At 63.3% G+C, this 20,224-nt stretch carries 16 protein-coding genes and 8 pseudogenes; 20 read left to right on the top strand and 4 right to left on the bottom strand.

Translation table 11 applies throughout. The features are described from left to right. Positions 1–7 precede the first annotated feature (7 nt). The 13 genes and pseudogenes from ACF2JD_RS02265 (at position 8) to ACF2JD_RS02205 (ending at position 8,738) form a co-directional block, all read left to right on the top strand. Positions 8–629, top strand: a pseudogene (locus ACF2JD_RS02265) (cytochrome c3 family protein). A gap of 336 nt (positions 630–965) precedes the next feature. Continuing rightward, positions 966–1,472, top strand: a complete 507-nt coding sequence (gene moaB / locus ACF2JD_RS02260) for a molybdenum cofactor biosynthesis protein B (RefSeq protein ID WP_440986673.1) — start codon at positions 966–968, stop codon at positions 1,470–1,472. 9 nt (positions 1,473–1,481) lie between these two features. Beyond that, a complete protein-coding gene (gene moaC, locus ACF2JD_RS02255) occupies positions 1,482–2,006 on the top strand; it encodes a cyclic pyranopterin monophosphate synthase MoaC (protein WP_440986672.1) in 525 nt (174 codons plus the stop codon). Then, positions 2,003–2,245, top strand: a pseudogene (gene moaD / locus ACF2JD_RS02250) (molybdopterin synthase sulfur carrier subunit). Before moaC ends, moaD begins: the two are co-directional and overlap by 4 nt. 44 nt (positions 2,246–2,289) lie before the next feature. Further along, positions 2,290–2,748 (top strand): molybdopterin synthase catalytic subunit MoaE, encoded by a 459-nt coding sequence (gene moaE / locus ACF2JD_RS02245; RefSeq protein ID WP_440986671.1) that lies wholly within the window; start codon positions 2,290–2,292, stop codon positions 2,746–2,748. 115 nt (positions 2,749–2,863) lie between these two features. Then, positions 2,864–3,563, top strand: a pseudogene (modA, locus tag ACF2JD_RS02240) (molybdate ABC transporter substrate-binding protein); the annotation flags it as partial. Positions 3,564–3,679: 116 nt separating this feature from the next. Continuing rightward, positions 3,680–4,348, top strand: a pseudogene (modB, locus tag ACF2JD_RS02235) (molybdate ABC transporter permease subunit); the annotation flags it as partial. A gap of 54 nt (positions 4,349–4,402) precedes the next feature. After that, entirely contained in the window at positions 4,403–5,443 is a 1,041-nt protein-coding gene (gene modC, locus ACF2JD_RS02230; RefSeq protein ID WP_440986877.1) for a molybdenum ABC transporter ATP-binding protein, read from the top strand. A gap of 70 nt (positions 5,444–5,513) precedes the next feature. Then, positions 5,514–6,293 carry an alpha/beta fold hydrolase gene (locus ACF2JD_RS02225; protein ID WP_408846383.1) on the top strand — a complete coding sequence of 260 codons (780 nt, stop codon included), beginning with the start codon at positions 5,514–5,516 and terminating at the stop codon, positions 6,291–6,293. Positions 6,294–6,405: 112 nt separating this feature from the next. Beyond that, complete coding sequence (gene parM / locus ACF2JD_RS02220; protein WP_234568201.1) at positions 6,406–7,449, top strand: plasmid segregation protein ParM domain-containing protein; 1,044 nt, start codon at positions 6,406–6,408, stop codon at positions 7,447–7,449. Next, entirely contained in the window at positions 7,442–8,167 is a 726-nt protein-coding gene (locus tag ACF2JD_RS02215) for a hypothetical protein (protein ID WP_440986670.1), read from the top strand. Before parM ends, ACF2JD_RS02215 begins: the two co-directional genes overlap by 8 nt. A gap of 127 nt (positions 8,168–8,294) precedes the next feature. After that, positions 8,295–8,402, top strand: coding sequence for a Bor/Iss family lipoprotein (locus tag ACF2JD_RS02210; RefSeq protein ID WP_440986669.1), 108 nt, complete (start codon positions 8,295–8,297; stop codon positions 8,400–8,402). A gap of 276 nt (positions 8,403–8,678) precedes the next feature. Further along, a complete protein-coding gene (locus ACF2JD_RS02205) occupies positions 8,679–8,738 on the top strand; it encodes a hypothetical protein (protein ID WP_440986876.1) in 60 nt (19 codons plus the stop codon). Between the two features lie 22 nt (positions 8,739–8,760). Here ACF2JD_RS02205 and ACF2JD_RS02200 read toward each other — a convergent pair whose 3' ends face one another. Beyond that, the gene (locus ACF2JD_RS02200) at positions 8,761–9,582 is read right to left on the bottom strand and encodes a molybdopterin-synthase adenylyltransferase MoeB (protein ID WP_440986668.1); all 822 of its coding nucleotides are present in this window, start codon (positions 9,580–9,582) and stop codon (positions 8,761–8,763) included. Further along, positions 9,579–10,804: pseudogene (gene moeA / locus ACF2JD_RS02195) on the bottom strand (molybdopterin molybdotransferase MoeA). Before moeA ends, ACF2JD_RS02200 begins: the two are co-directional and overlap by 4 nt. A gap of 370 nt (positions 10,805–11,174) precedes the next feature. On the opposite strand from moeA, the gene folE reads away from it, so the two are divergent. Continuing rightward, positions 11,175–11,831 carry a GTP cyclohydrolase I FolE gene (gene folE, locus ACF2JD_RS02190; protein ID WP_106887327.1) on the top strand — a complete coding sequence of 219 codons (657 nt, stop codon included), beginning with the start codon at positions 11,175–11,177 and terminating at the stop codon, positions 11,829–11,831. Between the two features lie 278 nt (positions 11,832–12,109). Next, the gene (locus tag ACF2JD_RS02185) at positions 12,110–13,759 is read left to right on the top strand and encodes a methyl-accepting chemotaxis protein (protein WP_408857196.1); all 1,650 of its coding nucleotides are present in this window, start codon (positions 12,110–12,112) and stop codon (positions 13,757–13,759) included. A gap of 243 nt (positions 13,760–14,002) precedes the next feature. Here ACF2JD_RS02185 and ACF2JD_RS02180 read toward each other — a convergent pair whose 3' ends face one another. Continuing rightward, the gene (locus ACF2JD_RS02180; protein ID WP_440986667.1) at positions 14,003–15,733 is read right to left on the bottom strand and encodes a formate--tetrahydrofolate ligase; all 1,731 of its coding nucleotides are present in this window, start codon (positions 15,731–15,733) and stop codon (positions 14,003–14,005) included. Between the two features lie 66 nt (positions 15,734–15,799). Between ACF2JD_RS02180 and ACF2JD_RS02175 the strand changes: the two are divergent. Further along, a pseudogene (locus tag ACF2JD_RS02175) lies at positions 15,800–16,215 on the top strand (hypothetical protein). A 61-nt stretch (positions 16,216–16,276) separates the two neighbouring features. Here ACF2JD_RS02175 and ACF2JD_RS02170 read toward each other — a convergent pair. After that, positions 16,277–17,176 (bottom strand): annotated as a pseudogene (locus ACF2JD_RS02170) (LysR family transcriptional regulator). A 110-nt stretch (positions 17,177–17,286) separates the two neighbouring features. On the opposite strand from ACF2JD_RS02170, the gene ACF2JD_RS02165 reads away from it, so the two are divergent. The 4 genes and pseudogenes from ACF2JD_RS02165 to ACF2JD_RS02150 all read left to right on the top strand — a co-directional run bounded on the left by ACF2JD_RS02165 (position 17,287) and on the right by ACF2JD_RS02150 (position 20,197). Further along, positions 17,287–17,847: a YceI family protein gene (locus ACF2JD_RS02165; protein WP_025326429.1), complete on the top strand. Its 561-nt coding sequence runs from the start codon at positions 17,287–17,289 to the stop codon at positions 17,845–17,847. Beyond that, positions 17,847–18,598 (top strand): annotated as a pseudogene (locus ACF2JD_RS02160) (hypothetical protein). Before ACF2JD_RS02165 ends, ACF2JD_RS02160 begins: the two are co-directional and overlap by 1 nt. A 169-nt stretch (positions 18,599–18,767) precedes the next feature. Next, on the top strand, positions 18,768–19,889 hold the full coding sequence (locus ACF2JD_RS02155; RefSeq protein ID WP_163138133.1) for an adenosylhomocysteinase: 1,122 nt from the start codon (positions 18,768–18,770) through the stop codon (positions 19,887–19,889). Further along, entirely contained in the window at positions 19,886–20,197 is a 312-nt protein-coding gene (locus ACF2JD_RS02150; RefSeq protein ID WP_163158005.1) for a SelT/SelW/SelH family protein, read from the top strand. The genes ACF2JD_RS02155 and ACF2JD_RS02150 overlap by 4 nt, the downstream gene beginning before the upstream one ends. The last annotated feature ends 27 nt before the right edge of the window (positions 20,198–20,224 follow it).

The raw sequence follows: 20,224 nt of genomic DNA, 5'->3' as shown, positions 1-20,224 counted from the left end.
CAACTAGATGAAATTACCCGGCTTTATCCAGCGTCTGTGGACCACTTTCAAATCCCCCTCGAAAGCGGCCCTCTGGGTGCTGCTGCTGATGGGCTTCTTCGGCGGCGTCATCTTCTGGGGCGGTTTCAACACCGCCATGGAAGCCTCCAACACCGAGAAGTTCTGCACCGGTTGCCACGAGATGAAGGACAACGTCTTCGTGGAGTACCGCGACACTATCCACTATGCGAACCGCTCCGGGGTGCGTGCCAGCTGCCCGGACTGCCACGTGCCCCACGAATGGACCTACAAGATCATTCGCAAGGTGCAGGCCTCCAAGGAGCTGTGGGGCATGCTGACCGGCAAGGTGGATACCCGCGAGAAGTTTGAATCCCACCGCCGGGAGATGGCGGAGCGGGAGTGGCAGCGGATGAAGGACACGGATTCGCGCGAGTGCCGCAACTGCCACAACTTCGAGTACATGGACTTCTCCCATGCCCTGCAGGGGCAGCGTGCCGCCAAGATGCACTCTACCAATCTGGCCAGTGGTGAAAGCTACCTGTATCGACTGTCACAAGGGGATTGCTCACCAGCTGCCCGACATGACCGGGGTGAAAGGGTTGGCTTTGAGGTGGGTGCTGTCGGTATAGAGGAACCATCCTGCGATTTCATCGAAGATTTCTTGATAGATGGAGGACGGCAAAGCGCACAGGCCGGGTTTGCCCGGCCTGCAACGGGGCGGCCATTGCCCTGGCAATCGAACCTTGTCGCGAATGAATTCATATTGTCGATGGGACAAGCATCAGATTTGTGTGTCTTTTAAATCCCATATCTCGTGAAACCTTTGATAGAATCAGCCCGCCGTCACACGCTTGAGCAAGTTGGTCCACTCCTGTCTGCGTCAGTTTTTGCGCCCTGACAGCTGGCCTCTCATACCCCTTCTCTTCCTGCCTCGTTGACGGCCCATTGCCACAAGGAGCTGCCCGATGGGACAGAAACACAACGCATTTATTCCCCTCAAGATCGCCGTGCTGACGGTTTCCGACAGCCGCACTGCCGCCGATGACAGCTCGGGCGACTATCTGGTCTCGGCCCTTATCGACGCGGGCCATCAGCTCGCGGATCGGGCCCTGTGCGCCGACAACCTGTTCCGGATCCGGGCCCAGGTGAGCCAGTGGATCGTCGACGAGGCGGTGCAGGTGGTGCTGATCAACGGCGGCACCGGCTTCAATGAACAGAACCGGGTGCCGGAGGCTGTGGGGGTGCTGTTCGAGCGCACCGTACAGGGCTTTGGCGAGATGTTCCGCCAGCTCTCCTTCGCCGAGATAAAAGGCTCGGCCATGCAGAGCCGCGCCCTGGCGGGGCTCGCCAATCGCACCCTGATCTGCTGCCTGCCGGGCTCCACCGGCGCCTGCCAGCTCGGCTGGGAGCAGCTCATCCGGGATCAGCTGGACGCCCGCACCAGGCCGTGCAACTTCGTGTCCCACCTGTGAGAGCAAGTGATGAACCAGACCGATACCAAGCAGACCCAGCCCAACCTGACCCATCTCAACCAGAGCGGCGAAGCCCACATGGTAGATGTGACCGACAAGCAGGTCACAGAACGTGAAGCCCGCGCAGAGGCCTTCGTGACCATGGCCCCTGCGACCCTGGCCCTGATCCTCGGCGGTCAGCACCACAAGGGGGACGTGTTCGCCACCGCCCGCATCGCCGGCATCATGGCGGCCAAGAGGACCGCCGATCTCATCCCCCTCTGCCATCCCCTGGCGCTGACCCGGGTGGAGGTAGAGATCGAGGCCCAGCCCGAGCACAATAGGGTCCATATCCGCACCCTCTGCAAGCTTTCGGGCAAGACAGGGGTGGAGATGGAGGCGCTCACCGCGGCGTCCGTGGCGGCCCTGACCATCTACGACATGTGCAAGGCGGTGCAGAAGGACATGGTGATAGAGCAGCTGCGGTTGGTGGAGAAGAAGGGCGGCAAGTCCGGCCACTTCCAGCTGGGCCCCCAGGCAGGAGAGAAGGCATGATCAAGGTACTGTTTTTTGCGCAAGTAAGAGAGCTGGTGGCCTGCGACGAGCTGAGCCTGCCATGCGACTATACGCCACTGCCGAACAACTGCGCAGCGCCTGTGAGCGCGGCGACAAGTGGGCGCTGGCGCTCGAGGCTGGCAAACTGCTAGTGGCGGTCAACCAGACCCTGGTGCCTCTCGATACCCCCATCAATGATGGCGATGAGGTCGCCTTCTTCCCCGGTGACCGGAGGTTAAGGATGAGCGAGCCGGTAACGACCGGAGGCTGAGGATGAGCAATCATGACCGATCGCATTCTGGTGCAGCGGGAGGATTTCTCGCTGGCGGACGAATATGAGCGCCTCGCCACCCGCCATGACACGGGTGCTATTGTCACCTTCGTCGGCAAGGTGCGTGACTTCAATCAGGGGGAGGAGGTGAAGGGGCTGGCCCTCGAGCACTACCCCGGCATGACCGAGAAGGCGCTGACGGACATAGTCACAGAGGCCCGTGGCCGCTGGCCGTTGCAGGAGTGCACCCTTATTCATCGCATTGGCGAGTTGTGGCTTGGCGATCAGATCGTGCTGGTGGCGGTGAGCAGTGCCCACCGCGACGCCGCCTTTGATGCCTGTCATTTCATCATGGATTTCTTGAAGACCCGGGCACCCTTCTGGAAAAAAGAGCTGACCGCCGAGGGCGTTCAACGCTGGGTCGAGGCGAAGCAGAGCGATGACGCCGCCGCCGCCCGCTGGCAAGCCTGACCTGTTCATGACGAGGGGCGCAGGTTCAACGGGAACCACGGCCCCGCTTGGGGCGCGGATACGCGGAGCCCCATCAGGAGAAAGGGAATGAAACAGTTGTTATCCGTGTTGTTGCATCGCCGGTGTCTGCGCCGGCGCCTTGCACAGCGGTGCCGTGCAGGCCGATGAAGTGAAAGTGGCCGTGGCCGCCAACTTCAAGGGAACCATCGAGCGTATCGGCAAGGAGTTCACCGCCAAGACAGGCCACACCGTCGCCATCTCCTCTGCCGCCACCGGGGTGCTCTACACCCAGATCAGTCACGGCGCCCCGTTCGATCTCTTCCTCTCCGCCGATGTGGCGACCCCCGAGAAGCTGGAAAAAGAGGGCAAGGGGAGCGATCGCTTCACCTACGCCATCGGCCAGCTGGGGCTGTGGAAGAAGGGGGGGCCTGCCCCTGACGAGGCGACCCTGCGCAATTGGAAGGGCAACCTCGCCATCGCCAATGCCCGACCGCCCCCTATGGTGCTGCCGCCATGGCGACCCTCACCCATCTCAAGATCGATCCCAAGCAGTACCGGTTGCTGACCGGCGCCAACATCGGCCAGACCTGGCAATTTGTCGACACCGGCAATGCCGAGCTGGGCTTTGTCGCCTGGGCCAATCTGGTGGAAGCGGGCAAGACTGGCGAAGCCTGGGCCGTGCCGGCTGACTTCTATCCCCCCATCGAACAGCAGGGGCTGGTATTGAAGAAAGGGAGCCGCGGTCGAGGCGCTGGTGGCCTGGCTCAAGGGGCCGGGTCAGGCAGCAGATCAAGGCAACTGGTTATGCCTGCCCCAATAAGGGGATGGGCCTGATGCGATACCCTGAGTGGTCGGCCTTCGGGTCGGCCACTCTTTGCAATAAGGATAGATACCATGCTGTTGGGGGCATTTATCAACCGGGAGGTCGGCAATGAGTGAAGGGGATCTGCTGGCGGTCTGGCTCACCCTGAAGCTGGCGGCCTGCACCACAGCGATTTTGCTGCTGCTGGCGCCGCCGCTGGCCTGGTGGCTGTCGCGCAGTCAGAACCGGCTGCGGCCGCTGGTGGAGGCGCTGGTGGCGCTGCCCCTGGTGTTGCCGCCGACCGTGCTCGGCTTCTATCTGCTGCTCGCCTTCTCGCCGGAGTATGGCCTCGGCGCCTGGTGGCGGGAGACCTTCGGGACGACCCTGGCCTTCAGCTTCCTCGGCCTGCTGTTTGCCTCCATCCTCTATTCGCTCCCCTTCGTGGTGCAGCCCCTCACCTCCGCCTTCGTCAACATGGGCAACAAGGAGCTCGAGGCCGCCGCCACCCTGGGGCTGGGGCCCCTCGAGCGCTTCTTTCAGATCATCTTGCCGATGACGCTGCCGAGCTTCGTGATGGCGGCGGCGCTGGGCTTTGCCCATACCCTGGGGGAGTTTGGTGTGGTGCTGATGATTGGCGGCAACATCCCGGGGGAGACCCAGGTGCTCTCCATCGCCCTCTTTGATCACGTGGAAGCCATGGATTATCAACATGCCCACTACTTGGCAGGGGGCCTGATGGGCTTCTCACTGGTGATGCTGGTGCTGGTCTATGGGGTGTTGCAGCGCCGACAGCGGAGGTGTTCGGATGAACCTGCACCTCAAGGCCAACCGTGCGTGCCGCACCGCCATGCCCTGAACCTCCATGCCCGCGCGATTCGGCGATTTACCCTCGATTTGGCGCTGCCCCTTGGCGGCATTCTCGGCCTCTTTGGCCCCTCAGGCTGTGGCAAGAGCACCTTGCTGCGCATCATCGCCGGGCTGGACCGCGCCCCCTCGGACGTCCTGCACTGGCAGGGGCGGGATCTGGCGGCCTTGCTGCCGGAGGCGCGCCGCATCGGTCTTGTGTTCCAGGACTCCCGCCTCTTCCCCCATCTGAGCGTGCTCGGCAACCTGCAGCTGGCGGCGGGCAAGGGGCGAGGGCGCTGGCAGCCCGAGGCGCTGGCGATGCGGCTCGGTTTTGCCGATCTGCTGGGGCAGCCCGCCCACGCCCTCTCCGGCGGCCAGCGCCAGCGGGTGGCATTGGGGCGGGCCCTGCTGGCGGAGCCCGATCTGCTGCTGCTCGATGAGCCCTTCTCGGCGCTGGACAGCCGCAGCCGCATCCATCAGGCCCATGTGCTCAAGGGGTTGCAGCGCGAAAGCGGCATCCCCATGATCTTCGTGAGCCACGCCATGGAGGAGGTGAGCCTGCTGTGCGATCAGCTGGTGCTGCTGGCTGACGGCAGGCTGGAGGCGCAGGGCAGGCCGAGCGAGATCTTCGCCCGCACCGACCTCTCCCTCGCCAGTCGCGACGATGCCGGCGTCATGCTGACTGCGACCCTGGCCCACTACGACGACGAGGAGCAGATGGCGACCCTGCAACTGGGGGATCAGAGCCTGATGGTCACCATGGAGCATGCCCCTGACGAGACAGGGGAGTTGCAGATCAAGGTGGCGGGGCGGGATCTGGTGATCGCCACCGCCCCCATCACACACTCCAGCCTCTCCAACTGCCTCGCGACCCGACTGCTCGAGGTGAGGGAGGTGAGGCCGGGGCAAACCCTGTTGCAGTTGGCGCTGGGGCAGCAGATACTGCTGGCCCGGATCACCAGCCGCTCCGCGAAACGGCTGGCGCTGGTGCCTGGGCAGCGCCTCTACGCCTACATCAAGGCGGTGAGCCTGGTGGGAGAGGGCTGAGGGGCGTGTCGCCACAGCATGGGCAGCAAGGCCGTCGGTGGCCGCTATCGAGTCGAGAGGGAGAGCACGGGTGCGTCGCAACCAGGTAATGAAATCCCATGGATTGGCCTTGCGCAGCGCGGGGGAGGGCCCCTTGCTGCTGTTGCTGCACGGCCTTGGCTCCTCCAGCCTCGACTGGCAGGCCCAGATCGAGCACTTCTCCCAGCACTACAGGGTGGTGGCGCTGGACCTGCGCGGCCACGGCCAGAGCATGCAGGAGGGCCCCTTCGACGTGCCCACCCTGGCGGCGGACGTGGCCCGCTGGCTCGAGGAGCAGCCGGAACCCGCCTGGGTGGTGGGGCTCTCGCTCGGGGCCATGGTGGCGCTGGAGCTGGCGCTGCGACTGCCTCACAAGGTGCGGGGGCTGGTGCTGGTCAACGGCTTCAGCGAGTTTCTGCTGGAGACGCCGAAAGAGCAGGAGCGCCATGCCATGCGCCTCAAGTGGCTGCGCTGGTTTGGCATGCGGCCGCTGGCCTGGTGGCTGGGGCGCGAGCTCTTCCCCGGCCCCGAGCTCGCCCAGGTGCGCCACACCTTCCGGCTGCGCTTCGTGCGCAGCAACAAGAAAAAGACTTATCGTGCGCTGCTGGAGGCGCTGCCCGGCTGGTCGGTACGTGCCCGGCTCGGTAGCCTCTGGCAGCCGGTGGCCATCATCTCCACCAGTCACGACTACCTGCCGCTCGCCAAACGGGTGGAGCAGTTCGCCTCCCTGCCCAACGCCAGCATCCATACCCCGGAGGGCCATCACGCCTGGCCCGCGGAAGATCCCGCCGGGTTCAATCATTTGCTTCACCGGATTTTAGAAACTCATTAAACTTGTCGCCCCTTAGCCTTATTACCCGTGTATGTATTGGTCCGATCGCCTTGCCAATGGCACAAGGCAAGGCAATCGGACCCATTTTGCTCTATTTAACAGGTATTTCCTCATGTCTGAAGTAATGAAAATGGCCATCGATGATGGCTCCACCAACGTCAAGGTGAGCTGGATCGAGAACAAGGTGCTCAAGACCATCATCTCCCCCAACTCCTTTCGCAAGGATTGGAAGAGCGCCGCCTTGCGCAAGGACAAGAAGATCTACAACTACGAAATAGGCAACACCAAGTACACCTATGACGCCACCTCGGACAAGTCCCTGGCGACCACCCATGTGGAGTACCAGTACGACGATCTGAACCTGCTCTCCGTGCACCACGCCCTGCTGCAGACCGGCGTGACCCCCTGCGACGTGGCCATCACTGTCACCCTGCCCATCACCGAGTTCTACAACCCGGACGATTGCCAGCGCAACGAAGAGAAGATAGAGAAGAAGCGGCGCAACCTGATGCGGGCCATCAGCCTCAACAAGGGGGAGCTGTTCAACATCGTCAGCGTGGAAGTCATGCCGGAGAGCCTGCCTGCGGCACTCTCCCGCCTGATCGGCTCCGGCTGCAACGAGTTCACCAAGACCCTGGTGATCGACTGCGGTGGCACCACCCTGGACATGGGGATCATCGTCGGCGAGTTTGACGATGTCTCCGATGTGTATGGCAACAACGAGATCGGCGTCTCCATGGTGACAGACGCCACTCGCAAGGCACTGGCGGCGGCGGACAGCGACTCCAGCTATCTGGTGGCCAACGAGTTCATCAAGCGTCGCCACGACATGAGTTTCGTGCGGGACGTGGTCAACGACGAGAGCCAGATCCCCAAGATCCTCGAGAAGATGCAGAACAAGATCGACGAGCTGGGCTCCCAGGTGGCGCACGAGGCGAAGAAGTTCGCCAAGAACCCGAACCGGGTCTACCTGGTCGGCGGCGGCGCCTCCCTGATCCATGAGGCCATCAAGGCCGCCTACCCGACCCTGGGTGACAGGGTGGAGCTGCTGGACGATGCCCAGTCCGCCCTGGCCCGGGAGATTTGTCTCTACACCACGGAAGAGGAAGAAGTCTACCGGGAAGCGGCCGTGATGGCCGGGGTGGCGGATGAGTAGCCAGCTCAAGCGCATGACCTTCTCCATCTTCATGGATCCGGGTGCGCTGGAGTCTGATCGCTATGCCGCCGGGGTCTTGCAGAGCTGGTACCAGCGGGCGCGCAAGATCCAGGACGATGTGGAGGAGTTCGACTTCTCCAAGAGTCGCTTTCACAAGGACATCTACCTCTCCGGCATGTTCATGTACGTGCTGGCGCCCAACCTCTGCAAAGCGATTGCCAATGCGCTGGGGCCGGAGCAGGTGAGCATGACGACCCTGCGTCATGCCTTTGCCAGCTGTGGTTTCAATCTGGGCGAGGTCGCTGGCGAGGCGCAGCCTGCGGCGGATGTGATGATCAAGGGAGATAGTGGCCAGGCTGGCGCCCAGCTGGGACAGAGTGATACCACTTCACTGGTGGACGAGATTGTCAGCCGGCTTGGCGAGCAGCAACCCGCCGAGATGTGGGATGAACTCAGGCAAGGTCTGCCTGCCGCGCTGGATCATGATCAGCTGGCCGAAGCCATCGCTGGCAAGCTGCCATCAGCAGGGGCCGAGCAGGACCTGGCTCCCCTTGCCAGCAGCATCCAGTTGCTCTCTCGTCAACTGGAAGAGCAATCCCGGAAGAGCAGCACAGATCGCGTCCAGTGCCCCCGCTCGACAGAGTGTTGTCGGCACAGAGGCAGAACCCTTGATACGAGGATCTTTCAGATTCTTCTAATGTTCCCGCAATGGCAGTAGCCAGGATAAGAAGCATGAAAAAAATAGTATGGATGGCGTGTTGCGCCTTGCTGTTGTCGGGGTGTGCCCGGCAGACCTTCTTCGTACACGAGGGCGCCAACACGAGAAGTGCGCCATGATTTTGTGAGTGGCCTGCCATGACCCGCGCAGAGCCCGAAGATGTGCTGCAGCAGAGTCCATTCTGACGTTGGGCATTTATACCCCAAGAACGGCCCGAGTTTATTGCAATCTGTGACCTGCCATCTGGCAACATTAAGTCTCAAATAAAGCCTTGTTGCCCTCATTTTGATAGTGTGCCAAGGGTATTTTCTGAAATCGGCAAAGCCGGAAAAATAATGATTGTCAGGGATAATAAAATGAAAAAAATGGTGTTAACTGCGGCCGTTGCAATGATGATTACCGGCTGGCGCCACCCATTCCGGTAATGGGGTGACTCATCATTTCTTCATCTCCGAAGTGGCGGCCACCGTTTCAATGGCTGCATACCTTCGTCAATGGTTTGCTGGCCGCGGTGACCTTCGGTATCTACACCCCGCGCGAGGCTCGTGTTCTACTTTTCGCGCGGGCTTGATGCAACGGAGCAAAAAGCCGAACTATGGGTTCGGCTTTTTTGAGGTGCCGTTGGTGGCATGCTTCACCCGATGGGAGCAGACCGGGCAGTCGGGGCGCTTGGGCAGCTTCATCTCGCGGAAGGTGCCGCTCAGGCCGTCGATCATCAGCAGGCGGCCGCTGTAGCTTTTGCCCATGCCCGCCAAGCAGCTTGATGGCTTCCAGCGCTTGCAGGCTGCCCACCAATCCCACCACGGGGGCCAGCACTCCCGCCTCGACGCAGGGGGCGAGACACCGGCTTCGACGGTGAGGGCCTGCTCGCCAAACAGGGCGCTGAGGCAGGCGTAGCAGGGTTCATCTTCCTGCCAGGTGAAGCTGCAGAGCTGACCCTCCAGCCGGATGGCGGCGCCGCTGACCAGCGGCACCCTGTGCTGGCGCGCCTTTTGATTCAGCAGGTTGCGAATGGCCAGATTGTCGGTGCAATCGAGCACCAGCTGGTGCCGGGGCAGCAGGGTATCGAGCAGCGCCTCATCGGCCACGGCAGCGTGGGTTTCCACCTTGAGCCAGGGATTGAGGGCCCGCAGCGCCAGGGCGGCGGAGTCCACCTTGTACATGCCGATGCGCTCGTCGGTGTGCAGCACCTGGCGCTGCAAGTTGGAGAGCTCCACCCGATCGAAATCCACCAGGGTGAGGTGACCGACCCCGGCCACCGCCAGGTATTGGCTGGCGGCGCAGCCCAGGCCCCCGGCGCCTATCACCAGCACTCGCGCCTGCTTGAGCGCCTCCTGCCCCTCGAAGTCGAAAGACTTGAGCACTATCTGGCGGTTGTAGCGAAGGAGCTCGGCATCGCTCAGGATCTCGCTCACAGCAGCAGCCCCCAGAAGGGCTCGACGGTGACCGTCTCACCGGCGGCCACCTTGCCCCGCGCCTGCTCGAGGACTATGTAGCAGTTGGCCCGGGAGAGGGAGCTGAAGACGCCGGAGTCCTGGGAGCCGGTGCTGCGCACCTCGAGGCCGTTCGGGCCAAGGCTCAGGATGCCGCGCTGGAAGTCCAGACGCCCCGGCGCCTTCTTGAGGGGCTCGGCAGCCATGACCTGCAACGGCAGGGGGCGCGCGAAGTGGTGGCCGGCCAGCTTGGCCAGCGCCGGTTGCACCAGTTGATCGAAGGTGACCATGGCGGAGACGGGGTTGCCCGGCAGGCCGAAGAACCAGGCGTTTGGCAGACGGCCGAAGGCAAAGGGCTTGCCCGGCTTGATGGCGAGCTTCCAGAAGCCGATTTCGCCAAGCTCCTCCAGCAACTGCTTGGTGAAGTCTGCCTCCCCGACCGAGACGCCCCCTGTGGTGATCAGGGCATCGGCCTCGCGGTCGGCCTGAATGAAGGCGGCGCGCAACTGAGCGGGGTCGTCGGGGATGATGCCAAGATCCAGGCAGTCTATGCCCATGCGGGTCAGCATGGCCTTGACCCCGTAGCGGTTGGAGTCATAGATGTCGCCGTGGGCGAGGGGGGTGCCCACCGGCTTAAGTTCGTCGCCCGTGCTGAAGATGGCGACTTTCAGCGGGCGGCGCACCGCACGGTGGCGATGCCGAGGGAGGCCAGCAGCGGCATTTCCCGGGGGTGAGGCGAGTACCGGCTGGCCAGCACGCAGGCGCTTTGCCAGGTCCTCTGCCACGGCGGCGGATGTTCTGGCCCGGTTCGGGTTGTGCCAGAAAAGTGATCCGATCGCCGTCGGCCTGCGTTTCTTCCTGCATCACCACCGCATCCGTGCCGGCCGGCACCGGGGCGCCTGTCATGATCCGCACGCAGTGGCCGGCGGGCCATTCACCCTGATAGGGCTGACCGGCAAAGGCCTTGCCCGCCATGATGAGCGGGGTGCCGGCGGCGAGATCCGCCAGGCGCACGGCATAACCGTCCATGGCGGAGTTGTCGAAGGGGGGCACGGCGAGGGGAGAGGCGATATCGCTGGCAAGTACCCGGCCAAGGGCCTCTGGCAGGGGCAGCTGCTCGCTGTCGCAGCAGCAGGCGAGTTGCTCCAGCATCCCTTGCAGGGCATCGCTTAAGGGGGAGTAGTCCGCTGGTATCAAATCCCATCGTCATGACCTCTTGTGATGATTGAAGGCGGGATTATCACAAAATTCCCCGGGTATGGGCAGGTTATCTCAAGGGAATCTCGGGGTAATCGGCGCAGAAACGGGGTGAGATGGCCATAAAGTATGAGGTGACGCACAAGTTGACTTGAATCTTGGCGGCAATGGCCGTTTACTATGCCGCCATAACAGATGGCCGTACATATCGGCCTGTGAGAGGAGAGGGTAAACGGGGCGGATTGGCATAAAGTCGGGTACGGGCTTGAGTTAGCTTGAATTATTACAATACCGTCGGCCCTGTGCGCCGCCATAACATAAGGGGTTGCTCATAGACAAGCGGCCATCACAGTCCCTGAGCGTGGGAGAGAAACAAGATGACGAGCTTTAGCCAGGAAGCCCTGTTGGTCAGGGCAGCGCTCGAGGCCGAGGGCCTGGAGACACCACTGGTGGCCAATGGGTTGAACGGCCAGCAGAAGAAGGAAAACATCGAAGGCCATATGCGCGCCATCATGGAGACGCTTGGGCTGGATCTGGCCGATGACAGTCTGGCCGAGACGCCGCACCGCATCGCCAAGATGTACGTGAACGAGATCTTTTCCGGCCTCGACTACGCCACCTTCCCCAAGGTGACGGTGATCGAGAACAAGATGAAGGTGGACGAGATGATCATGGTGCGGGACATCAGTCTCACCAGCACCTGTGAGCACCACTTCGTCACCATAGACGGGCTGGCCCACGTGGCCTACATCCCCCGTGGCAAGGTGATCGGGCTGTCGAAGATCAACCGCATAGTGCAGTTCTTCGCCCGCCGTCCCCAGGTGCAGGAGCGGCTCACCCAGCAGATACTGCTGGCGCTGCAGACCCTGCTCGGCACCAGGGACGTGGCCATCAGCATCAAGGCGACCCACTTCTGCGTGAAGGCCCGTGGGGTGATGGATTCGACCTCCTATACCACCACCACCTCCCTCGGCGGCGTCTTCAAGACCCAGCCAGACACCCGTGCCGAGTTTCTCGGTGGCCTGAAAGGCTAGTCACCCAGGGGCATGTCCCACCGACATGCCCCGACTTCTTCTTCCCTCCCGTCTGCCCACCCCGGTTTACTTTCTGAAAAAATCCTAAAGGGATGCCCGCGTGCGCCGATACAGCTCACCGTGCCGCGAGATGGTCTATTTGACACCCGTTTGGCCCCCTCGTCCGTGCCGATACGGATGAGATTTGAATGACTGCTATGGATGGCAGCTAGCGTGCTCGCGCCTCGAAGGGCCAGCGCCGACGAATGCCACTTGATGACCCATATGCAGGACATGCCATGAACACCATGACGATAGGCAAGAAACTCACCGCCGGCTTTGCCGTACTCGGCCTGATGATGGCCTTTATCGGCGGCTTTTCACTGTTTGAATTCAGCACCATGAACCGGGCCGCCACCGGGTTCACCGACAGCATACTGCCCGCCGTGGTGCGCACCAGCACCCTGGGGGAGACCATCAATGCGGTGCGCCGCTATGAGCTGGATGTCTTTCTGGTGGCGGACGATCCCCAGCAGCAGGCCCATTACCGCAATGAGAGCGAGAAGAGCCTGAGGGAGGCCGGGCAGCAGATAGCGGCCCACGATGCCACCATTTGGGCGGAGGATGTGGAGGAGCGCCGCACCTTCGACATCGTCAAGGCGGACTGGGAGAAATACCTCGGCCTGCACCAGCGCATCAGGCAGATGCAGGACGCCGGTCAGATGACCGAGGCCCAGCACCTCTTCATGGGGGAGGGGATCACCCTCTACACCAACCTGGCCAAGTCTGTTGGCGATCTGGTACGCATCAACCATGGCTATGCCGACGCCTCCCGCAAGGTGGTGGTGGGGGCGTATGACTCCGCCAAGCTGAGCGTCACCTTGGCCCTGCTGGTCGGTCTGGCGCTGGTGATCTGCCTCTCTGTGGTGCTGACCCGCCAGATCCGCGACCCGCTCATCATGCTTGCCCGTCAGGCCCAGCGCATCGCGGGCGGCGATCTCGGCAAGGGGGAGCTGCAGGAGTGGATCCGTGGCAGTCGCTTCAACCGCGACGAGCTGGGTCAGCTCGGCTCGGCCATCGACCGCATGCAGGGGGCGCTGGCGGACCTGGTGAGCGAGATAGCCGGCTCGGTGAGTCAGCTCAGCAGCGCTGTGGAGGAGGTGAGCGCCATCTCCGAGCAGTCCGCCAAGGGCATGGCCAGCCAGCAGAGCGAGGTCTCCCAGGTGGCCACCGCCATGAACGAGATGCAGTCCACCGTCAATGAGGTGGCCCGCAACACCACGGATGCCATGAGCGCGGCCAAGGATGCCTCCCGCACCTCGACCCAGGGCAACCAGGTGGTGCGCAGCGCCATCGGCAGCATAGAGCAGGTGTCCCAGCAGATAGAGCAGGCGGGCACTGTGGTGTCGCAGCTGGAAGCGGACAGTGCCAGCATCAGCATGGTGCTGGATGTCATTCGCGGCATCGCCGAGCAGACCAACCTGCTGGCACTCAACGCGGCCATAGAGGCGGCCCGGGCCGGCGAGCAGGGGCGTGGTTTTGCGGTCGTCGCGGACGAAGTGCGCTCCCTGGCCCAGCGTACCCAGGCCTCCACCGCCGAGATCAGCAAGATGATAGCGCTGCTGCAGGAGCGCACCGCCGAAGCGGGCAACGCCATGCAACTGAGCCGTCAGCAGATGCAGGAGAGCGTCGGACTGGCACGGGAAGCGGGGGGCAGCATCGACAGCATCAACGGCGCCGTCACCCAGATCAGCGACATGAACACCCTGATCGCCACCGCCACCGAAGAGCAGAACGCGGTGACCGAGGAGCTCAACCGCAGCATAGTGAACATCCACAATGCCGCCGACGAGAACGCCCAGGGGGCGCAGCAGACCGCCCAGGCCTGTGTCGAGTTGAGCAAGCTGGCCAACAACCTGCACCATATGACCCAGCGCTTCACCCTCTAAGCCTTGACCCACGGATAGCAGAAGGCCCCGCCAATCGGTGGGGCCTTGTTGTTTCTGGCGTATTGCTTGGGGCTGACTATGTCGCCGTCAGCTCAGGCCCACTATCTTGCCGTCGTCGTCGATATCGATATGACGGTTGGGGAGGGCAGGCTGCCGGTGCGGTTATCAGCTCAGACCCACTATCTCGCCGTCGTCGTCGATGTCGATATGGCGCTCAGGGAAGGCAGGCTGCCAACAGGGTTCTTAGCTCAGTCCAAAGATCTCGCCGTCGTCATCGATATCGATATGGCGATAGGCCGGCAGGCTGCCAAGGCCAGGCATTGTCATGATGGGGCCCGCCAGGGCATAAACGAAACCGGCGCCGGCGCACAGGCGCACCTCCTCGATGGGCACCTCGAAGTCCGTCGGTACTCCCTTGATGGCAGGATCATGGCTGATGGAGAGCGGCGTCTTGGCCACGCAGATGGGCAGGTGATCCCAGCCCTCGGCCGAGAGCCGGGCCAGCTGCTGGCGCGCCTTGTCCGAGAGCCGCACACCGCGCCCGCCGTAGCCGCACTCCACCAGGGTGGCGAGCTTGGCGCCAAGGCTCATCTCGTCCGGGTAGAGCAGCTTGACGTCCCTTGGCAGCGCACAGGCGGCGACCACGGCCCGGGCCAGCTCGCTGGCGCCCTTGCCCCCCTCGGTGAAGGCGTGGGAGATGGCGGCGTCACAGGCGCCGGCGGCCAGCGCCTCGCGGGCCAGCAGATCCAGCTCGGCCTGGCTGTCGCTCGGGAAGCGGTTGATGGCGACCACCACGGGCACTCCATAACGGCGGGCGTTGCGGATATGCCAGGCGAGGTTGGCGCAGCCCTGCTTGAGGGTGGGCAGGTCTTCCCCCTGGAGGCTGGCCGGCAGCGGCTGGCCCGGGCGAATGTCGAGCAGGCCGCTGTTGGCCTTGAGACCGCGCACAGTGGCCACCAGCACCACGCAGGAGGGGGTGATGCCGGACTGGCGGCTCTTGATGTTGAAGAACTTCTCCAGCCCCATGTCGGAGCCAAAGCCCGCCTCGGTCACCACGTAATCGGTGAGCCCGAGCGCCATGCGGTCGGCGATGACCGAGGAGTTGCCGTGGGCGATGTTGGCGAAGGGACCGGCGTGCACCAGCACCGGGGTCTGCTCCGTGGTCTGCATCAGGGTCGGTTGCAGGGCGTCTTTGAGCAGCACCGTCATGGCGCCCGCCACCTCCAGCTGCTCGGCGGTGATGGGGCTGCCGTGGATGTCCAGCGCCAGCTGGATGCGGCCGATGCGCGCGCGCAAGTCTTTCAGATCGCTGGCCAGCGCCAGAATGGCCATCAGCTCGGAGGCGGCGGTGATGACGAAGCGATCGGAGCGCTCCACCCCGTCGGCGGGGCCGCCCTGGCCTAGGGTGAGGTGGCGCAGGGCGCGGTCGTTCATGTCCAGGGTGCGCGGCCAGAGGATGTTGGCCGGGTCTATCTCGAGACGCGAGAGGCCGGTTCTGGCGCTGAACTGGTCGCCCAGTTTCTGCTCGTGGAACAGGCGGGCATCCAGGGCCGCCGCCGCCAGATTATGGGCGGCGCTCAGGGCATGAAAGTCCCCGGTGAGGTGCAGGTTCATCTCCTCCATGGGCACCACCTGGGCATGTCCGCCCCCGGCGGCGCCCCCCTTTACCCCGAACACCGGCCCGAGACTCGGCTGGCGTATGGTGGCGATGCTGGACCGGCCTATGTGGTTGAGGCCCATGGAGAGGCCGAGGGTGGTGACCGTCTTGCCCTCGCCAAGGGGCGTGGGGGTGATGGCGCTCACCAGCACCAGCTGACCTGCCCGTCCGGGCCGGGACTTGAGCAGTTCGAGACTGAGTTTGCCCTTGTGGTGGCCCTGGGGGCTGAGCTGGTGGGGCGGGATGGCGAGGCGTTCGGCCAGCGCCTGGATGGAGAGACGGGGGGACTGGCGGGAGATCTCGATATCGCTTAGCATCAGCACCTCGTTGGCATGTCAGGTCAAAGATGCGGCGAAGTCTAGAGGAATCAATAAGGTTATCCAATGACGAAAACGATTTTATTTGGCAGGGTGAGGTTCATCAGAATCCTGTTCTGCTGGATCTCAACGCACTCTATCGCCCCAAGCAGCCGATGACGGCGCTGGGGATTGTCAGCGCGCTGGTGCCGCTGTTCGGTTTCGGCTGGCAGGCGATGACCCAGGATCCCGAAACCCAGCTGCGCCACGAACTCCGCAAACGGGTCAACAAGCACAAGACCGACGAGGCAAACCTCATCCTGATCCTGCAGCTGGCCGCCATGTTTGACTGCCCCGAGCTTGAGGTGGCGCTCCCCTATGCCCTCAGTGAGCCGCAGTTGTCGGTTGATCCGCACCCGTTGCCACGCTGGCAGTTAAGCCTCGAGCAGGAGCGTCTGCTGGCGCAGCTGGTTCCGCAGCGGCCCCGCACCCGCCAGCGTTAGGTTTCAAGCCGGGCCTGCAGGCCGGACCAGTCAGGCCGTACCCTCTGCTCTGGCAATCAGGTCACGGCGCATCCCACTGTTGCGGGGCGAGATAGCGCTCCTGCACGAACTCGATAAAGCAGCGCACCTTGGCCGAGACGAAGCGGCGGTGCGGATAGACCGCATAGAGCCCCACCTCCCCCTTCTCCCACTCCGGCAGCAGGCTGACCAGCTGCCCTGACCGCAGGGCCTCCCCCACGATAAAGGTGGGCTGCAATATGATGCCCTGATCATCACAAGCGGCGCGGGTCAGCGCCACCCCGTTGTTGGCCCGCAGCGGCCCCTGTGGCCGGATGCTCTGCTGCTCGCTTCCCCGTTTGAAGTGCCACTCCGGCTGGGTCAGGGTGTAGATCAGACAGTCGTGCTGCTTGAGATCCTCGGGTTTTTCCGGTCTGCCCTTGCGTGCCAGATAGGCGGGGCTGGCGCAAAGCACCAGCTACATGGTGGCCAGCGGCTTGGCCACCAGGGAGGAGTCCGGCAGGTTGCCGATCCGCAGCGCCAGATCGAATCCCTCCTCCACCAGTGCCACCCGCCGGTCGCTGTACTCTATCTCCAGCTTGAGCTCGGGAAACCGCGTCCGAAACAGCGGCAGGGCGGGGGAGAGGTGCAGGTAGCCAAAGTCCATGGGCACCGAGAGCTTGAGGGTGCCCTGGGGCTGCTGGTTGTTGTGGGTGAGCTGGCTGTGGGTCTCTTCCAGCTCCGCCAGCAGGGCCAGGGAGCGCTGGTAGTAGAACTGGCCCGCCTCTGTGGGGTTGACCTGGCGGGTGGTGCGTGACAGCAGCCGGGTCGACAATGACTCCTCGAGCTGCTGCATCAGCTTGGAGGTCATGGCGACCGAGATGCCGAGCTGATGGGCGGCCTTGGTAAAGCTCTGGCACTCCACCACCTTGATGAAGGTGCGCATGGCGGCTATCTGATCCATATTCCACTCTCGGTTGATAATTATTTTAATAAATCGATGATTATCCATTCCTGCTCGGAGGTTAGCATTTCGGGTATCGATGTGAACCCCCCAATGAAGGAACGATCGGAATGAAAATGACCAAGGCCCTGCTGGCTTCCTGCCTGTTTATGGCGGCTCCCCTGATGGCGGCCGACTACGATGTCGATGCGGCTCACACCACAGTCCAGTTCAAGGTGGGCCACCTCGGCTTCTCCGAGCTGGTCGGCCGATTCAACACCTTCAGCGGCACCTTCAGCATGGATGATGCCAATCCGACCGCCGCCAAGGCGAGCTTCGAAATCGACGCCGCCAGCGTGGACTCCAACCACGAGGCCCGCGACAAGCACCTGCGCAGCCCCGACTTCCTGGACGTCAAGCAGTACCCCAAGATGACCTTCGTCAGCTCAGGCTATGAAGGCACCAAGGACAAGGGCGTGCTCAAAGGCACCCTGACCCTGCACGGCGTTTCCAAGGATGTGGCTTTCGACATGGTCCACATCGGCGAAGGCAAGGATCCCTGGGGCGGCTATCGCAGCGGCTTCAACGCCACCACCACCATCAAGCGCAGCGACTTTGGCGTGAACTACATGCTGCCGGGCATTCCGGACGAGATGAGCATCAACCTGTTCGTCGAAGGTGTGCGCAAGTAATGGGCGCAGCACTCTTGCTACAAACCCTGGCGGCTCCTTTAGGGGCCGCTTTGCTGTCATGGCGCTGGCCACGGCTGGGTTATCTGTGGGGGGCGCTCGCACTCTGGCTGGTGGGCTGCCTGCTGGGCGGCGCCTATGGCCTGCCGGTCAAGGCGTGGCAGTGGCTGCCGCTGTGCCTGCTGGTGCCCGCCATGGCGCTGCAACTGGCAGACAAGGGCGGTTCGCTGCTGCTCTTTGCCGTGTTCAGTGCGCTGGTGTGGTGGCAGGGGCTGGCCTCGGTACTGGCGAGCGAACCCGGGATCTGGCTGGCGCTACTGCCCGCCATCCTCTGGTTTGGCTGGACGGGCTGGCGCGGTGACAGCGAGGAGGGGCTGGGCTTTACCCTGGGCTTCATCTGGCTGGCGCTGGTCATCGGCATCGATGGCAGCCTGCTGATCGCCCAGCTGGCGGGCGCCCTGGCCGCCTTCGCCGGTTTCCGTGCCCTGCTCGGTGCCTTTGCGGGCATCAAGGTGACTCCTGCCGCCCTGGCGCTGGCGCTGGCCTTCGTGCAGATGCTGGCCTGGCAATATGTGGAAGTGCCGCTGCTGGTGCTGCTGCCGGTCTGGTTGCTGCCGCTCTTGGAGTGGGCCCTGCGCAAGCGCCCGGGGTAGTGCGTTGGGGTCTGCTGATCCTGCTTCGGCGGGCAGTTGGTGCTGGTTTGAGCCTGTGGTGGGTGTGGCCTGCTGCTTCACTTGTACTGATTTTTGCATGAAAAACAGACAATTACCTTATTTTGGGATAGTCAAAGTCTGCACAGATAAAGATTGAGCCCCATGGTGCTTTCAGATAAAAAGGATTTTCAATTATCTGGACACACACAGAACCCGGCTATGCCGGGTTCTGTTTGCCTGCTTTCTCGCGGCACGCTAAGGAGGCCACAGTTGCGCAGTCAGGGATCTGAGCATCTGTTTTTTCGCCATTTCACCGAGCAGGGACGCCTCGGGGATCTCTGCATTCTGCTGGTGACCCACCTGCTCCCGGACCGACCCCATTTCATCCAGGTGCTCGACCGGGTGGGGCGGGTCGGCGCCATACTGCCCAAACCCAAGTCCGTGCACGGGCCGACCCTGGCCTGGGCTCAGCAGCACTACCCCGTGCTGCCCCTCAATCGCCACTGGACCTCGGATCCCGAGGGCGTCATTGCCCAGATTGCCCCCCTGGTGCGGGAGCATGAGCGGCTCATCATCCTGGACATAGGCGGCTACTTCGCCAAGACCCAGGCGGTGCTCTCTGAACACTTCGGCGAGCGCTTTCTCGGGGTGGTGGAGATGACAGAGAACGGCCATCAGCGCTACGAACAGGAGCTGCTGGCCGCCCCCGTCATCTCGGTGGCGCGCAGCCCCCTCAAGCAGGCGGAAGACATCCAGATCGGCCTGAGCGTGGTCTACTCCGCCGAGTCCCTGGCGCGCACCCTGAGGCGTACCTTCAACGTCTGCCAGGCCGCCCTGTTTGGCTATGGCAAGGTGGGGCGCAGCATCGCCCGCGAGCTGCGCTGCCGCAACCTGCACCTGGAGCTGGTGGAGACGGATGCCCTGCGCCAGGTGGAGGCGCTCTCCCACGGCTTCAAGCTGGTGAACAAGGCCGAAGCCCTCGGCCGCGCCGAGCTGGTGATCTGCTGCACCGGCAACGGGGCCCTGGACATCGCCGACTTGCAGGCGCTGCGCCCCGGCGCCATGGTGGCCTCTGTCACCTCGGCGGACGACGAGTTCGCCTTCTGCCTCTCCCAGCTGCCCTGGCCGAGCGAGGAGGTGTGCCCCCATGTGCTGGCGCTCACGCGCCCGGATGGCAGCACCATCTTCCTGCTCAATCGCGGTGAGGCGGTGAACTTCGTCCACGGCGCCGTCATCGGCGAGTACGTCTATCTGGTGCTGGCGGAGATCATCGAAGGGGTGCACCAGTTGGCCGGGCAGCGGCCGGCACCCGGCCTGCTCGAGCTGCCCCAGGCCACCATGCAGACCATAGCCCGCCACTGGTTAACCGATTTTCATGGAGTCATCGCATGACAGAACGACAGACCCCGGTCAGCAAGCCGCGCATCGAGATCCGCTACTGCACCCTCTGCCGCTGGATGCTGCGCGCCGCCTGGCTGGCCCAGGAGCTGCTCTCCACCTTCGACAGCGATCTCGGCGAGGTGGCGCTGGTGCCCGCCAGCAAGGGGGAATTCAAGATCTTGGTGAACGGGATACAGGTGTGGGACAGGGTGGCCGACGAGGGCTTCCCCGAGGCGAAAGAGATCAAGCAGCGGGTGCGTGACCTCATAGCCCCGGAGCGCGATCTCGGTCACGCCGATCGCAAGCCTGCCACCGAGTAGGCCGGGGACAAGGGGTTGAACGAGAGG

Origin of the sequence: Aeromonas ichthyocola (assembly GCF_046087985.1) — a bacterium.
In the GTDB taxonomy this organism is placed as follows: Bacteria; Pseudomonadota; Gammaproteobacteria; order Enterobacterales; family Aeromonadaceae; genus Aeromonas; species Aeromonas rivipollensis.
The sequence above is the reverse complement of the archived record's forward strand: the minus strand, read 5'-3'. Positions and strand labels throughout refer to the sequence as shown.

Bases quoted from the DNA above. Each gene is read 5' to 3' on its own strand.
- moaE (WP_440986671.1), top strand. From the start codon at position 2,290: ATGACCGATCGCATTCTGGTGCAGCGGGAGGATTTCTCGCTGGCGGAC.
- ACF2JD_RS02180 (WP_440986667.1), bottom strand. From the start codon at position 15,733: ATGCTAAGCGATATCGAGATCTCCCGCCAGTCCCCCCGTCTCTCCATC.
- folE (WP_106887327.1), top strand. From the start codon at position 11,175: ATGACGAGCTTTAGCCAGGAAGCCCTGTTGGTCAGGGCAGCGCTCGAG.
- moaC (WP_440986672.1), top strand. From the start codon at position 1,482: ATGAACCAGACCGATACCAAGCAGACCCAGCCCAACCTGACCCATCTC.
- ACF2JD_RS02215 (WP_440986670.1), top strand. From the start codon at position 7,442: ATGAGTAGCCAGCTCAAGCGCATGACCTTCTCCATCTTCATGGATCCG.
- parM (WP_234568201.1), top strand. From the start codon at position 6,406: ATGTCTGAAGTAATGAAAATGGCCATCGATGATGGCTCCACCAACGTC.
- ACF2JD_RS02185 (WP_408857196.1), top strand. From the start codon at position 12,110: ATGAACACCATGACGATAGGCAAGAAACTCACCGCCGGCTTTGCCGTA.
- moaB (WP_440986673.1), top strand. From the start codon at position 966: ATGGGACAGAAACACAACGCATTTATTCCCCTCAAGATCGCCGTGCTG.
- ACF2JD_RS02165 (WP_025326429.1), top strand. From the start codon at position 17,287: ATGAAAATGACCAAGGCCCTGCTGGCTTCCTGCCTGTTTATGGCGGCT.
- ACF2JD_RS02150 (WP_163158005.1), top strand. From the start codon at position 19,886: ATGACAGAACGACAGACCCCGGTCAGCAAGCCGCGCATCGAGATCCGC.